15 protein-coding genes are annotated in these 13,491 nt (G+C 70.2%); 6 read left to right on the plus strand and 9 right to left on the minus strand.

Annotation, left to right across the window (positions count from 1 at the left end; genetic code table 11):
• Positions 1-41 precede the first annotated feature (41 nt).
• The 8 genes from ACFW0G_RS15635 to ACFW0G_RS15670 all read right to left on the minus strand — a co-directional run bounded on the left by ACFW0G_RS15635 (position 42) and on the right by ACFW0G_RS15670 (position 5,602).
• Positions 42-338, minus strand: coding sequence for a YiaA/YiaB family inner membrane protein (locus tag ACFW0G_RS15635; protein WP_378325907.1), 297 nt, complete (start codon positions 336-338; stop codon positions 42-44).
• A gap of 76 nt (positions 339-414) precedes the next feature.
• On the minus strand, positions 415-816 hold the full coding sequence (locus ACFW0G_RS15640) for an immunity 7 family protein (protein WP_378325908.1): 402 nt from the start codon (positions 814-816) through the stop codon (positions 415-417).
• Between the two features lie 46 nt (positions 817-862).
• Positions 863-1,402: a DUF2716 domain-containing protein gene (locus ACFW0G_RS15645; protein ID WP_378325909.1), complete on the minus strand. Its 540-nt coding sequence runs from the start codon at positions 1,400-1,402 to the stop codon at positions 863-865.
• 97 nt (positions 1,403-1,499) lie between these two features.
• A complete protein-coding gene (locus ACFW0G_RS15650) occupies positions 1,500-1,850 on the minus strand; it encodes a hypothetical protein (protein WP_378325910.1) in 351 nt (116 codons plus the stop codon).
• Between the two features lie 13 nt (positions 1,851-1,863).
• Positions 1,864-2,469: a hypothetical protein gene (locus ACFW0G_RS15655; RefSeq protein WP_378325911.1), complete on the minus strand. Its 606-nt coding sequence runs from the start codon at positions 2,467-2,469 to the stop codon at positions 1,864-1,866.
• 140 nt (positions 2,470-2,609) lie between these two features.
• The gene (locus tag ACFW0G_RS15660) at positions 2,610-3,494 is read right to left on the minus strand and encodes an alpha/beta fold hydrolase (RefSeq protein ID WP_378325912.1); all 885 of its coding nucleotides are present in this window, start codon (positions 3,492-3,494) and stop codon (positions 2,610-2,612) included.
• Between the two features lie 41 nt (positions 3,495-3,535).
• On the minus strand, positions 3,536-3,811 hold the full coding sequence (locus ACFW0G_RS15665) for a hypothetical protein (protein ID WP_378325913.1): 276 nt from the start codon (positions 3,809-3,811) through the stop codon (positions 3,536-3,538).
• A 12-nt stretch (positions 3,812-3,823) separates the two neighbouring features.
• On the minus strand, positions 3,824-5,602 hold the full coding sequence (locus ACFW0G_RS15670) for a hypothetical protein (RefSeq protein ID WP_378325914.1): 1,779 nt from the start codon (positions 5,600-5,602) through the stop codon (positions 3,824-3,826).
• 220 nt (positions 5,603-5,822) lie between these two features.
• Here ACFW0G_RS15670 and ACFW0G_RS15675 point away from each other — a divergent pair, with 220 nt between their 5' ends.
• Positions 5,823-6,074 carry a type II toxin-antitoxin system Phd/YefM family antitoxin gene (locus ACFW0G_RS15675; RefSeq protein WP_378325916.1) on the plus strand — a complete coding sequence of 84 codons (252 nt, stop codon included), beginning with the start codon at positions 5,823-5,825 and terminating at the stop codon, positions 6,072-6,074.
• Positions 6,071-6,331 carry a Txe/YoeB family addiction module toxin gene (locus tag ACFW0G_RS15680; RefSeq protein WP_378325917.1) on the plus strand — a complete coding sequence of 87 codons (261 nt, stop codon included), beginning with the start codon at positions 6,071-6,073 and terminating at the stop codon, positions 6,329-6,331. The genes ACFW0G_RS15675 and ACFW0G_RS15680 overlap by 4 nt, the downstream gene beginning before the upstream one ends.
• Positions 6,332-6,349: 18 nt before the next feature.
• Here ACFW0G_RS15680 and msrA read toward each other — a convergent pair whose 3' ends face one another.
• The gene (msrA, locus tag ACFW0G_RS15685) at positions 6,350-7,018 is read right to left on the minus strand and encodes a peptide-methionine (S)-S-oxide reductase MsrA (protein WP_378325918.1); all 669 of its coding nucleotides are present in this window, start codon (positions 7,016-7,018) and stop codon (positions 6,350-6,352) included.
• A gap of 128 nt (positions 7,019-7,146) precedes the next feature.
• Between msrA and ACFW0G_RS15690 the strand changes: the two genes are divergently transcribed.
• The 4 genes from ACFW0G_RS15690 to ACFW0G_RS15705 all read left to right on the plus strand — a co-directional run bounded on the left by ACFW0G_RS15690 (position 7,147) and on the right by ACFW0G_RS15705 (position 13,478).
• Positions 7,147-8,370 carry a hypothetical protein gene (locus ACFW0G_RS15690; protein WP_378325919.1) on the plus strand — a complete coding sequence of 408 codons (1,224 nt, stop codon included), beginning with the start codon at positions 7,147-7,149 and terminating at the stop codon, positions 8,368-8,370.
• Between the two features lie 131 nt (positions 8,371-8,501).
• Positions 8,502-9,740: a hypothetical protein gene (locus ACFW0G_RS15695; RefSeq protein ID WP_378325920.1), complete on the plus strand. Its 1,239-nt coding sequence runs from the start codon at positions 8,502-8,504 to the stop codon at positions 9,738-9,740.
• 31 nt (positions 9,741-9,771) lie between these two features.
• The gene (locus tag ACFW0G_RS15700) at positions 9,772-12,213 is read left to right on the plus strand and encodes a glycosyltransferase (protein ID WP_378325921.1); all 2,442 of its coding nucleotides are present in this window, start codon (positions 9,772-9,774) and stop codon (positions 12,211-12,213) included.
• Positions 12,210-13,478 (plus strand): hypothetical protein, encoded by a 1,269-nt coding sequence (locus ACFW0G_RS15705; RefSeq protein WP_378325922.1) that lies wholly within the window; start codon positions 12,210-12,212, stop codon positions 13,476-13,478. Before ACFW0G_RS15700 ends, ACFW0G_RS15705 begins: the two co-directional genes overlap by 4 nt.
• Positions 13,479-13,491: the final 13 nt, after the last annotated feature.

Raw genomic sequence — 13,491 nt, forward strand, 5'->3', positions numbered from 1 at the left:
CCTTACGGGCGTCTGACGCCCGTAAGGTGGCCTTAACGGCATTACGCGGCGGGGGTCTTGAAGGGGTCGTGTTCGGCGAGCAGTTTGTCGAGCCGCGCCTGGTCGACCCGGGTGACCACGGAGTTCTCGTCCTGCCGGTCACGCACGCATTTGGCCAGCGTGAACGCCGAGGTGACCAGGTACAGCATGCCCAGCGCGAGGAAACCACGGACCCAGCCGTTCACCGGCAGGAACACGATCCCGGCGCTGACCGCGACCAGCGCGAGACCGAACGACAGCGCCGCCTGGGCGAAGAACGCCGCAGTGGTGGACGACGCGGAGGAGACGGTTTTTGTCATGTCCTCACGGTCGCCGACCGGCCCCGCGAAGTCTTGAGTACGACTACTCGACCACCGGTCTCGAACCGGACACGGCTCAGAGCTCGTAGACGTCCAGCACCGTCGGCGCCACCGGGCTCAGGTGGGTGTCGGGGCGCTCGTTCACCAGCCCGCGCGCCATCCGGAACACGCGGAACTCGTTGTCGTGCTCGGTGTCCTGGTCGTCCCAGACGTGGAGCAGGCCGTACGAGCCCGCCGCCAGCTCGCCGACCCGGGTGAACAGCTCAAGCAGCCGCGGCCCGATCGTGCCGCCGTGCTTGTCGAGCCCGCCGAGGTGCAGCATCGGCATCCCCGCGCTCCAGCGCAGGTCCACCAGATCGACCATGTCGGCGTCACGGACGGCGCGATGTACTCGCTCGACGAGGCGCTCGAGCAGCGCGGCGTCGTCGTCCCCGCTCGCGGTCGCTTGGATCGTCACCCAGCCGTGGTATTCGAACACGCCGATGAAGGTAGCAGCGGACCTGCGCTTTCCGGGGCGCGGGCGGTCAGCTGGCCAGTGCGATCGGGGAACCGTTGCGGCGCAACACGTTCTTGAACACGCCCTCGCCGTGCCGCCCGAACGCGGTCAGCAGCGGCTCGCCGAACACGCACAGCGTCCGCTCCCACGGATGCCCGAGCGTGCCGAAGCGGAAGTCCTCGGCGAGGAACATGTGGTAGTCGACGCGGGGGAAGACCGGCACGGTCCAGTTGTCGGCGGCGGCCATCCGGTGCGGCCAGAACCGGTAGGACTGGTGCTGCCAGTGGAGCACCCACACCCACTCGTCGGGTCGCACGGACTCCTTCAACGCCGCGAGCGCGACATCGGCGACTTCGCGCTCCTCGACGGCGTACGGGCCTAGACGGAACTCGGGGGACGCGCGGTCGAGGTCGCCTGGCGAGAGGTCCCAGGTCTTGGACGGCGAGGGCTCGCGAAAGCCCGGCCAGGCGTGGGAGAACACGCTCGGCGCGAACCCGAGCTCGTCGTAGACCCAGTACCAGGCGGGCTCGTCGGCAACGCGGGAGAGGGGTTCCCAGGCAGCGTTCACATTCGACCTCGAAGCTTTCGGCCGGTTCAAGACTGCGGAAAGCTTCGTGTTCGTCGCCGAGATTGTCCAGTCCGGCTCCCGTCCCGCGCGAAATCCGTCACCCGTCCGGGTGCACCTCGCACGGTGACGGCCATGCCCTGATCGGGTCGTCGTACGAGTAAATCTCCAGCCAGGACAGGTAGCCGCCCTCGACGAACAGCACGATGCCGCCGCGAGGTGTCCCGTCGGCGGCTTCGATCCGCGCGGACGCGAACTCCCGCCGCGGCGCCTCGACCGGCGCCACCGCACCCTTGGCGACGTGCAGGTGCACGGTCGCGCAGCCGCATTCGCAGCCCGGCGACATGCGGGTGTGCGGCAGCTGCGCGCGGAGCCCGGCCGCGACCGGGTCGTCCGCGGGCAGCAGCCGGTCGAGGACGGCGAGTACCGCGCCACTCAGCGGGACCGGCACGGCACCTCCAGGTCTACGCGGCGTTCCACAGGGTCATGAACGCCGTGGCCTCGCTCTGCGCCCACGGCCGCAGCCGGGCGCGATCGCGGGGACTCAGCATGAACTCCTTCGCCCGCCGGACGTCGATGACCAGTGCTTCACCGCCCGGCAGCAGATCCGGCATGGCCTTCTCCATCAGCCAGAGTGCCAGCAGCGCGGCGTCCCTGGTGAGCGGCTCCTCCTTGAAGTACAGCCAGGTCGCGAACCGGCGGCCGTTGCTCTTGCGCAGGCCGAGCTGCGGGCTGATGCCGATCTCCAGCTCGCCGAGCACGCAGCGGGCCCGGCCGACCTCCACCAGCCGTGGGTTGCGCCGCCCCAGGTACCGCAGCCACCCCTCGGCGATGGCGGCGTAGTGCGGCTTCGTCCGGTCGTCGGCGGAATTGACCAGCGCGCGCAGGGCCACCTCGTCCTGCCCGGCCGCGCGCCCGGCGCGGACGGCGTTCGCCGCGCGGCGGTAGTAGTTGAACGCGGCCCGCGCCGGGTCCTCGTACAGCCGGCGCTGACGGCGGACGAACGAAGATCGCGCCGGACCCGAGCTCGCGCTGTAGCCCACGAAAGTGGGCAGGGTGATGTAAGCCATGAGGCCGCCTTTCGCCGCTTCGCCACCCGGCGCCCTGGTTGACCGCCGAGCGACATCTCCCCTGGACAACGCCAATTTTAGAACATACGTACGACAGTTTCGGCGGCCTTGCGGGTGACGCGGGAGAGGTCTTGCGGGCGTCACTCCTCGGCGATCCAGCGGAGGATCTCGCGGGCGGTGCGGGCCGGGGCTTCCCGCGGGACGAAGTGGCCGACGCCGTCGATCACGAGGCGCTGATAACGCTCGCCGAACAGCTCGGCCTTGCCCTCGCTGGTGGCGGGCAGGTTGTCGCGATCGTCGGCGCCGTGCAGCACCAGCGTGCGTACCCGGACGGCCGGGACCTCGGCGAGCCGCTCCTCGATGTCGTCGTACGCCGGGTCTCCGGCGATCTCGCCCCAACGGTGCAGGTACGCGGTGACCGTGATGTCCGGCCAGTCGTCGTTGTCCCAGGCGCTGGCGGCCGTGTCGAACTCGGCGTCGGTGAAGTCCCAGCCCGGCGACCAGCTCTCCCAGAGATACCGGCTGAACCCGCGCCGGTCCGTGCGCACGGTTTCCCTGCCCCGGCGCGTCGCGACGAACCACTCGTACCAATAGGCGTGGCCGAGCGGATAGGGCAACGGCGCGTGCGGGCCGCTCGCCCCGTGGCCCGCCGACATCGCGACCAGCGACCGGACCCGATCGGGGAACAAGGCGCCCACCACGTACCCGGCCCGCGCGCCCCAGTCGTGTCCGGCGATGACGACGTCGTCGAGTTCGAGGGCGTCGAGGAAGTCACGAAGGTCAGCGCCGAGCGCGCCGGCCTGCCCACTGCGGGGTTTGCCGGCCGAGTGGAACCGGGTCGGCCCGAAGCCACGCAGATGCGGCCGGTACACGCGGAAACCCGCGGCGGTCAGCACCGGCACGACCCCGTCCCAGCAGTGCACGTCGTCCGGCCAGCCGTGTACCGCCACTACGGCCTGACCGTCGGCGGGACCGTCCACTTCGTACCCGATCGCCAGATCGGCCGTCGTCACGAACTCCGTCATGTCGTCGGCCTACCCGACGGGAAAACGACGCAAACCGGCGGTCAGGCGCCGCGCGGCGGCCACGTTCCGGCGAGCAAGGACCGGGCCTGCTGGAGCAGCTGGTCCTCACAGAACGACGTCGGCGTGACGTCGGTCGGGATCCACGTTTCGAGCATCGCCGCCCAGCGGACCAGCTCGCGCAGCGCGGCCGGGTCACCGAGCCGTTCGCTCGACACGCGCAGCAGCCTGCCGCCCGGCAGCGGGGCGAGCCCACCCTGGACGAGGTCGTGCAGATGGTCACGGACGAGCGCCCACTCGTCGGCGTTCGCCGAGGTCATGGGTACAGCTTGTCAGTGCACGGTGAACGTCACGAGATCCGCGGTCTCGGTCCTGGTGAGACGCAGGAGGTCGACGGGGCGCCTGAGAACCTCGGCGGACGGGCCCGCCGCCTTCAGCACGACGACCTTCCGGATGCCGTACTTCTGCAGCACCGCGATGCTGTGCGCGTCCGGGAAGGTCTTCGAGGCCGCGACGATTTCCTCGTACTGCGGCGGAAAGTTGCCGGAGTAGCCGTTGGCCAGCTTCGGGAAGCCGTCGGTGGACCACAGCAGGTAGGTGTACTCGCTGAACGTGTCCGGCGACAGGCTCACCGGCAGAACGAGCATCGGCTCCCGCGACTGGGTGAAGGCCTGATGGAGATCCGGGGGCATCTCGGGCGGCGTCACGTGGGGCTGGCTCGGGACGCCTTCGAGCAACGCCCCCAGCGCGGGCAGGAGCAGCAGGAACGCGACCAGGCGCTTTCGCCAGGCGGACGGCGTCGGCGAGCGCTCGGCCCACAACTGGCCGAAGCGGGTGACCGCACCCGCCGCGAGCAGCGCAAGCAGGAGACTCACCCAGAGGATCAGCCGTCCGGGAGTGCGGAGTGCCTCCCAGCCCGGAAAGTGCTTCCACAGCAGGAGGTAGGTGAACTCGCCGCCGAAGAACGTCGTGCCGAGCGAGAGGATCGTCAGGACTGCCGTCGCGATGCCGAGACCGACCCGCACCCGGACCGGCCAGGCGCTCACCACCAGGCCCACCATCGCGAGCACCAGCACGACCAGCCCGGGGAACAGCAGTTTCTCCGCCGCGCCCGGCTCGGCGATCCAGGAGTGGTCGATCACGCCTTCGTGCCACATGTTGAACGGGGTGCCACGCCACACCGAGGTCTGGTTGGACGCGGTGAGCAGTCCCTCCGGCGGCGGGGAAAGCAGTTCGAGATCGTGCGCCGACCGTGTGAACCGGTAGCTGTCGACGACCCGTAGGTACGGTCGCGTCAGGAGGTAGGTGACGACGAGGAAGACCACGATCCCGACGCCGTTGGCGAGGTGGACGCGGCGGCCGAGTTCGCGCCGCTTCACCACCCCGGCCACGACGATCACCAGGCCCACCAGCCCCATCACGTAGACGAACGGGATGCCGATGGTGAACCCGAGGGTGACCTGCCAGGTGGCCAGCAACCAGCCGGCGAGCACCCACCACGGCCGGGCCCGCTCCGGCCGCAGCCCGGTCCGGAACGAGAACCCGTGGCCACGGGCCAGCGCGAAGAGCGCCAGCGCGATCCCGCCGGTGGAGAGGATGTTGAGGTGGCTGGCGTGGGCGAGCCGCCATGGCGCCCACGCGAACACCACCCCGGCCAGCGCCGATGCCTGCCAGCTTCCCCCCAGCTGCCGCGTCAGCAGGTAGCAGCCGATGAACGCGAGCGCGTAGGCGAAGACGTACGCGAGGTTGTAGCGCATGACCGCGGCGTCCGGGCCGTCGCCGAAGACGCTGAGCGGCAGGTAGCCGAGCAGGGTGTCGGAGAAGGCGAAGTTGTCCGGCGCCGGGAAGAACATGTTGGCGGTCCAGAAATCACCACCCCCGGTGAGGAAACGGTGCTGCCACGCCATTTCCCAGATCTGCAGGAACGGGTCGCCGATCCCGCCGAGGACCGCGGACGCCGGGCGCACGACGATCGGCCAGTTGAACACCACCGAGATCGCCAGCCCGGCGAGGACGACGAGCGTCCCTTCCCGCGAAAACCACCGGCCGACGGCGGTGAGCCGGGAGCCACGGCCCGAACCGCGCTCGACCGGAAGCGTGTCGGTGGTCAAGGGCCCCCCTTGCGCGTCCTGGCGGTCCCCGCGCCGCGACAAGGAAAGACGTGACCGTGCGCCGACCGCGCAGACGGACCTTAGTGGCTGTCCCGGTCAGCACTCCAGCCGGTCATCGCCCTACCGATTCAGCCCTGTGTGACCGATGCCCCACGCCGCATCCCTTGCTGCCCGGCCACACTCGACGTACAGTATTTTGTACGTCGAAGGGAGGGTGCTGATGAAGACCATGAGCTACTCCGAGTCTCGCGCGAATTACGCCGAGACGCTCGACTCCGTGGTGAACGACCGCGAAGAGGTCGTGATCACTCGCGCAGGACACGAGCCGGTCGTGATCGTGTCGCTCGAGGACTACCAATCACTCAAAGAGACCGCTTACCTGCTCCGCAGTCCCGAGAACGCGCGACGCCTGATCACCGCCATCGAGCGACTGGAATCCGGCGGCGGGACACAGCACGACCTCGTTGAATGAAACTGGTCTGGGACGAACTCGCCTGGAACGACTACCTCTGGTGGCAGACCGAGGACCGGAAGGTCCTCAAGCGAGTCAACGAGCTGCTCAAGGACATCCAGCGCAACGGCAACGAAGGAATCGGCAAGCCGGAGCGGTTGAAGGAAGGCCTCAGCGGCTACTGGTCGCGTCGCATCACCGACGAGCATCGGCTGGTCTACAAGATCGTCGGCGACGAGATCCGTGTGGCGCAGTGTCGCTACCACTACGGCAAGTAGCGGTAGCGACGCGCCAGGCTAGGAACCCTGAACGTCGAGGCCGATCGGGCAGCTCACACCGGTGCCGCCGAGGCCGCAGTAGCCGTTCGGGTTCTTGGCGTCCGAGAGGTACTGCTGGTGGTACTCCTCGGCGTAGTAGAACTCGCCCAGCGGCGCCAGCTCGGTGGTGATCGTGCCGTGCCCGGACGCGGTCAGCGCCGCCTGGAACGCCTCGCGGGAAGCCTCGGCCGTCGCCTTTTGCTCGTCGTCGGTGTAGTAGAGCGCCGAGCGGTACTGGGTGCCGAGGTCGTTGCCCTGGCGCATGCCCTGCGTCGGGTCGTGGCCCTCCCAGAAGATCTTCAGCAGCGTCTCGTAGGACACCTGGACCGGGTCGAACACGACGAGAACGACCTCGGCGTGCCCGGTCTGTCCACTGCAGACCTCCTCGTACGTCGGGTTCGGCGTGTGGCCGCCCGCGTAGCCGACGGCGGTGGAGTACACGCCCGGCGTCTGCCAGAAGATCCGCTCGGCGCCCCAGAAGCAGCCGAGCCCGAACACCGCCGTGCGCAGCCCTTCCGGGAACGGCGGGGTGATCCGCCGGTCGGTGAAGACCGCGTGCACGCCGGACACCGTGATCGGCTCCGCCCGACCGGGCAGGGCCTCGTCCGCACCCACGATTTGCGTCTTGTCTCGCCCGAACCACGACATACCTCAACTGTACGCAGTTCGCCGGGCACGGGCCGGTGCCGGAAAGCCGTCCATTCCCGGCGACCCGCAGGTGTGCGGACAGTACGCATGTCACACTGGTGCCCCATACGGGTGGCAGGGGGTGCGGGATGAGCTGGCAGGACGAGCTGCGCAGGCTGGACGCGGAGCTGGCCGCCGGTCGCCTCGGTCAGGCCGAACACCGCAGGCTGCGCGACGATCTGCTCGCCGAGGCCTCCGGGCGCACCGTGCCGTCACCGGTCGCGTCGCCGCTGCGGCATCCGGGGACCACCTGGCACAGCACCAATCCGGCCGCCCCGCCGCCCGAGGCCCGGCCGTGGCCACCGGCGCCGGTGCACCAGCAGCCACCGTCCCAGCCCACCCCGGCGCAGCCGCATCCGTCCCAGCCCACGCCCGCCCAGCAGCCGCCGTCGCAGCCGACCCCCGCACAGCCAGGCCTGACCCGTCCGGTGCCCGCCCAGTCGGTCCCGCCGATGACGATGCCGCTGCGGTCCTCCGGCCACAACGGCATGGCCTACAGCACCGACCGGCCGACCACCGCGCCCAGCCCTGCCGACGTCAACCCGACCCAGTACCTCCGCGTCGACGGCACTCCCGCGCAGGTCAGGCCGGACACCAGCCCGCTGCCGAGCCGGTTCCCGCCGCTGGTTCCCGAGCCGGTCGACGCCGGGAACGAGAACCGCTGGGACGACGAGCCGGCGACGCCGGAGCGGTCACGCAAGCTGCCGACGTGGTTGTTCCTCGCCGCCGGTGTGCTGCTGGTGCTCGCGCTGATCATCGGCGGCACGTGGTGGCTCGGCAGGCCCACCGGCACCGATACGGCGTCGAGCACCGCGCCGACCGGAACGAACGCCAACGCCGCGACGGGCAGCAGCATCGAGGACAGGCTCCCCGTGCTGCCCGGCACGCCGAACCCGAACAACTCGACGATGTCGGTCGCGAAGGGGCTCGAGACGGGCCTCTACCCGAACCAGACCGCCGACACCCTGACGAAGAACGGCGCGAGCGAGGTCATCTTCCGCGGCTCGGCCGACGGTCAGTCCAGCTACCTGCTGCTGGTGATCCCGACCAGCGGCCCGACCGGGGCCAAAGCGGTCGTCGACACGCTGCTCCAGAACGCCGTCGCGGGCGGGTTCACCCAGGTGCCCTCCGAGCAGCTGAAGATCGTCACCGGGTTCGACGGCAAGAGCACGCTCAAGACGACGTGGTACGCCTCGGGCGGCACCGTCGTCTACTTCGGCGCCGGTTACCCGAAGACGTCGGACTCGCCCGAGATCACCGCACGTCAGGACCGGATCCTGGACGCGGTGAAGAAGGTCCTGCCCCCGGGCTGAGACACCGTCACCCGGGCAGGTCACGATTCGACCCTCTGGGAGGGGCCCGAGGACGCTGAGTGCACAATGTGGGGGGTCTGTGCGGCTCAGGGCGCCGGCTCGAGGCGCTTCGTGAGAGAAGGGGGCCGGGTTTGTCCTGGCAAGAAGAACTTCGCCGGTTGGACGAAGAGCTGGCCGCTGGCCAGATCTCGGCCGATGACTACCGGGTCCGGCGGGACAACGTGCTGTCCTCGGCGGTCAGCTACGACCCCCAGGGTACCCCGCAGCAGGCGCCGGGGCAGGCGGACAGCACCCAGATCATCGCCCCGGTCGGCGGGCAGCCGCAGCAGGGCGCGCCCCAGACCGGCCCGCCGCAGCAGCCTCAGCAACCGCAGCAGGGGTCCACCGCGGACCGGACCCAGATCGTCAACGTGCCGGACAGCGCCGAGCGCACCCAGGCCGTCGGCCAGGGCACCTGGCAGGCCAACGCCGGTGAGGCGGAGCGGACCCAGGTCGTCCCGGGCGTCCCCTCCCCGCAGGGCGGCTTCCCCGCCCCGAACTCCGGTGGCTTCCCCGCGCAGCAGCAGCAACAGCCGCCGTACCAGCAGCAACAGCACCCGCAGCAGCCACCGCAGGCGCCGTGGAACGCGCCGAGCGGCGACAGCGTCCCGCCGTGGGGCGGCTCGGACTTCCCGCCGCTGTCCTCGACCGACCACAGCTGGGTCGGCCAGGGCCCGGAGCCGTTCGAGACGAAGCCGTCGAAGGGCAAGGGCAAGATCATCGGCATCGCGGTCGCGGTGGTCGTGGTCATCGCTCTCGGCGTCGGCGCCTTTTTCGTCTTCGGCAACAACGGCGACAACACCGCCCAGCCGCCCGCCAGCACGAGCCAGACCGCACCTCCGGCGCCGCCCGCGCCGAAGGACGACCTGGAGATCGCGAAGCTGCCCGGCACGCTCAAGGAGAAGACGGACTTCCCGTCGTTCGGCGACCTCGCGCCGCGGAAGGTCCTGACCGACGACGAGAGCGACGCGTACAAGGCCGCGGACGCCAGCAAGGCCCGGCTCGCCGTCTCGAACCTCCCGTCCGAGGTCCACGCGGTCGTGCTGACCGCCCAGACCTCGTCGCCGGCCGCCGCCCGCACCGCCGCCGACAAGCTCGCGCAGCTGCAGATCAAGTTCAAGATGCAGACCTACAGCGGCACCGTGCCGCCGGGCGTCGACGTCGTGCAGCTGGCCGGGCAGAACGGCGGCGCGTCCCTGATCCGGGCGCACTACGTCTACCGGAACACCGTCGTCCGCGTGCAAGTCGACGGCGCCGACCTCGCGTCGATCAGCAGCGTGTTCGACGAGATCCTCGCCGGGCAGCTGAAGGTGCTGCCGGCCAACACCTGACGTGTCCGGTAGCAAGCTCGGGGGGAAAAGCTTGCCGGACCGTCCGTATCGGAGCGCGGCCTGCACCGTGCTCACCCGGAGCCGGCTGGCCGCCGGTCGTGTGCTCGCCGAGAGCTATCTCGAGCACCATCCGGGCCACGAGTTCGTCGTCCTCGTGGTCGACGGCCCGTCGGACGGGACCTCGGGTCCCGCCGGGCTGCGGGTCGTCGGCCACGAGTGGCTCGACCTCGATTCCGACGAGTACCTGCGGCTCGCGACGTCCCACGCGGCCGACGGCCTGCTCGACGTGGTCAAGCCGCTGGCGCTGCGGAAACTCCTCGAAGACTTCGACGTCGCCGTGCTGCTCGCGCCGGAGATCGACGTCCACGCCTCCTTCGCCGACATCACCGCGCTCGCCGTCGAACACGGTCTCGTCGTGACGCCCTCGGTGCTCACCCCGTTTCCGCAGGACGAGCGCAAACCCGGCGACGTGCCGGGGATCTTCGACGGGTTCCTCGCGGCGGGCCGTGACGCCCGTGGATTCCTCGACCTGTGGGCCGAGCGGGCCCGGTGCCGGAAACCCCGCGCGCGGGTCCGGCACTGGTTCGACCTGGTCGCCGGGCTGTTCCCGCACACCATCGTCCGCGATCCCGGCCTCGCCCTCGGCTACTGGAATCTGCACGAGCGAGCCCTGGACGACGCGCCAGCGAAGTTCGTGGCGTTCCGCGGTTACGACCCCGAAACCCCGTGGCTGCTGAGCGCGGACACTCCCGAGCGACCCCGCGTGACACTGTCCGCGAATCCGTCACTCAGGCACCTTTGCGACGCTTACCGCGAGAAGCTGCTGGCTGCCGGACACGGCGAAGAGGTCCCGTACGGCTTCGCGGAACTGCCGGACGGGACCCCGATCACCCCGCAGATGCGCCAGCTCTTCCACGCGGCGTGGGTGAAGACGGACGAGGACCCGTTCGGTCAGTCCGCCGAGGAAGCACCGCCGCATCCCTTCGGTGACGACGGTGGAAAAGCGTTCCAGGACTGGCTTTCCGCGCCCGCCACCCCGCTCGAAAAGACCGCCGGGTTCAGCAGGCTGACCATGCGGGTGTGGGCGACGCGTGTCGATCTGCAGGCCGTGTTCGCGCACCCGACGGGCCGGGACGCGCCGGGGTTCCGGCAGTGGTGCTCGACCCACGGCGTCGACGAGGGTCTCGTGCCGTCCTGGGCGGTGCCCACCGAACCGGCCGCGCCCACCGCCCCGGTCGACGAGTTCGGCGTCAACGTCGCCGGGTACCTGACCGCGGAACTCGGCCTCGGCGAGATGGGCCGGATCGTGCACCGCGTCGTGCGGGACTCCGGCATCCCGATGGTGTCCGTTGTCGAGAAGCGGTCGCTGGCGCGTTCGGTCCGGACCACGGCGCTGGCCGATCCGGACACCGTCGGCGACCCGAAGTTCCCGCTGAGCCTCCTCGCGGTGAACTCCGATTTCGCCGAGCTGCTGCTGAACAGCCACCCCGACATCGGCCACGAGCGGTATCGGATCGGCCTGTGGGCGTGGGAGCTGGAGGACTTCCCGGAGTCCATGCGGGACGGTTTCGCGTTCGTCGACGAGGTGTGGACGCCGAGCGAGTTCGCCACGAAGGCGATCGCCGAGCACGCCCCGGTCCCGGTGAAGACCATCCCGCTGCCCGTCCCCGACCCCGGCCCGGTCTCCCGCGCGGCACGCGAACCCGGCGCGCCCGTCCGGTTCCTGTTCGCCTTCGACTTCAACAGCACGGGCGGCCGCAAGAACCCGTGGGGCGTGGTGACCGCGTTCCAGCGCGCGTTCCCCGGCCGCGACGACGTCCGGCTGGTCATCAAGGCCACCAACGGACATCTGCACGCGGCCACGGTGGAACGGCTGCGCTACGCGATCGGCGACGACACGCGGATCGAACTGTGGGAGCGCTACCTCAGCGTCGAAGAACTCAACGCGCTGTACGCCGAAAGCGACGCGTACGTCTCCCTGCACCGCAGCGAGGGATTCGGGCTGACAGTCGCGGAGGCGATGATCCGGGGGCTCCCGGTGATCGCGACGGACTACTCGAGCACGACGGAGTTCTTCGGCGCCGACGTCGGCTGGCCGATTCCGTACGAGCTGGTCAAGGTCGGCCCCGGCTGGGTGCCCTACCAGGAGGACGGCCACTGGGCCGATCCCGATCTGGACGCGGCGGCCGCGGCGATGTGTGAGGTCGCCGACAATCCGGCCGAAGCCCGGCGGCGCGGCGCGGCGGCACGCGACCATCTCCTGCGCACCCGGTCGATGGACATCGCGACGACGTGGGTGCGCGGGCAACTGGAGGAGGCGTACCGCACCTGGCGTGCCCGCCGGGAGCCCGCACCGGCACCACCGCCGCCTCCGCCGAGCCCGCTGCGCAGGGCGCTGCGCCCGGTGGCCCGGATCGTCCGCCGCGCGGGCGTGTTCGCGAACCGCAGACACGACACGGGAGCGACGGCATGACGACGAAGAACGACAAGCCGTCGCCGCTGCCCCCGGTGTACGAGGCCTGGCTGCCCCGCGAGCACTCGCTCTACCGGCCAAGACACGCGCGCAGACAGACCATCGCGCTGGCGTGCGCGGTCATCTTCTTCGCGACCCCGCTGATCACGGTCGCTTTCGGCGCCCGGCCGAGCGAGTTCGAAAACCGGGCACTGACCCCCTTCCCCAGCCCCGGCCAGGGCTGGTCGTTCTTCACCCAGCTGTCCGCGTGGGCCACCGATCACCTGATGTTCCGCGAGCAGGCGGTGCACGCCGCCGACGGCATCAGCCGCGGCGTCTTCGGCGAACCGCCGCCGCTGAACCACGAGAACCAGCAGGGCCCGCTGCAGTCCCCGCCGGTCAAGACCGATCCCCGCCAGTTCCCCCCGATCATCGAGGGCAAGAACGGCTGGCTCTACCTCGGCGACGAGGTGTCGAGCCACTGCGCACAAGCACATCCGCTGGCCGACACGTTCGGCAAACTGCAGCGGCTCAAGGAGGGCATCGAAGCCTCGGGCCGTCAGCTCGTGGTGGTCGTCGCGCCGGACAAGGCGACCGTGGTGCCCGAGAACCTGCCCGACGCCTACATCGGCAAGGACTGCCACACCGCGATGGCCGCCGAGTTCTGGCGGATGGTCGACGCCCGGCAGGACTACATCCTCGACCTGCGCGGCCAGATCACGAGCTGGGGCGCCAGCAAGGGCCAGCCGATCTACGGACCCCAGGACGCGCACTGGTCGGACGAGGGCTCGGTGATCATGGCGCGCTCGGTGGCGGAGAAGCTACGGCCCGGCATCAGCGCGACGTGGAAGGTCACGCCCACCGCGGGCTGGCAGGTCCCCGCCGATCTGCCGCCACTCATCGGCCGGTCCGGTACGACCAGCGGCACCCACTACGCGCTCATGCCCGACGGCACCCAGGACATGACGCGCCCGACGCCGCCGGACTACACGACGCCGCTGCACCTCAACACCGCGTCCGGCCCGGGAACCTACGGGCTGAACGTCGCCCTGCTTGGCGACTCCTTCACCATCCGGACGCTGCCGTACCTGGCCGCGTCGTTCCGCAACCTCACCGCACTGCACGCCAGCACCGCCGACCGCGACCAGGGCGCTGCCGCGAGCGCGGTGCTGGCCCCCAGTAATGTCGTGGTCCTCGAACTGGCCGAACGCTCGCTGGTACGGGGAACCGTGGCACTCCTCGACAAACCGGGCCTGGACAACATCCTCGGCAGGCTCCCCCGCTGATCGATCCGGAAAG

Source organism: Amycolatopsis sp. NPDC058986 (assembly GCF_042741125.1).
Classification (GTDB): Bacteria; Actinomycetota; Actinomycetes; order Mycobacteriales; family Pseudonocardiaceae; genus Amycolatopsis.

Bases quoted from the DNA above. Each gene is read 5' to 3' on its own strand.
- ACFW0G_RS15680 (WP_378325917.1), top strand. From the start codon at position 6,071: ATGAAACTGGTCTGGGACGAACTCGCCTGGAACGACTACCTCTGGTGG.
- ACFW0G_RS15635 (WP_378325907.1), bottom strand. From the start codon at position 338: ATGACAAAAACCGTCTCCTCCGCGTCGTCCACCACTGCGGCGTTCTTC.
- ACFW0G_RS15665 (WP_378325913.1), bottom strand. From the start codon at position 3,811: ATGACCTCGGCGAACGCCGACGAGTGGGCGCTCGTCCGTGACCATCTG.
- ACFW0G_RS15655 (WP_378325911.1), bottom strand. From the start codon at position 2,469: ATGGCTTACATCACCCTGCCCACTTTCGTGGGCTACAGCGCGAGCTCG.
- ACFW0G_RS15675 (WP_378325916.1), top strand. From the start codon at position 5,823: ATGAAGACCATGAGCTACTCCGAGTCTCGCGCGAATTACGCCGAGACG.
- ACFW0G_RS15690 (WP_378325919.1), top strand. From the start codon at position 7,147: ATGAGCTGGCAGGACGAGCTGCGCAGGCTGGACGCGGAGCTGGCCGCC.
- ACFW0G_RS15660 (WP_378325912.1), bottom strand. From the start codon at position 3,494: ATGACGGAGTTCGTGACGACGGCCGATCTGGCGATCGGGTACGAAGTG.
- ACFW0G_RS15705 (WP_378325922.1), top strand. From the start codon at position 12,210: ATGACGACGAAGAACGACAAGCCGTCGCCGCTGCCCCCGGTGTACGAG.
- msrA (WP_378325918.1), bottom strand. From the start codon at position 7,018: ATGTCGTGGTTCGGGCGAGACAAGACGCAAATCGTGGGTGCGGACGAG.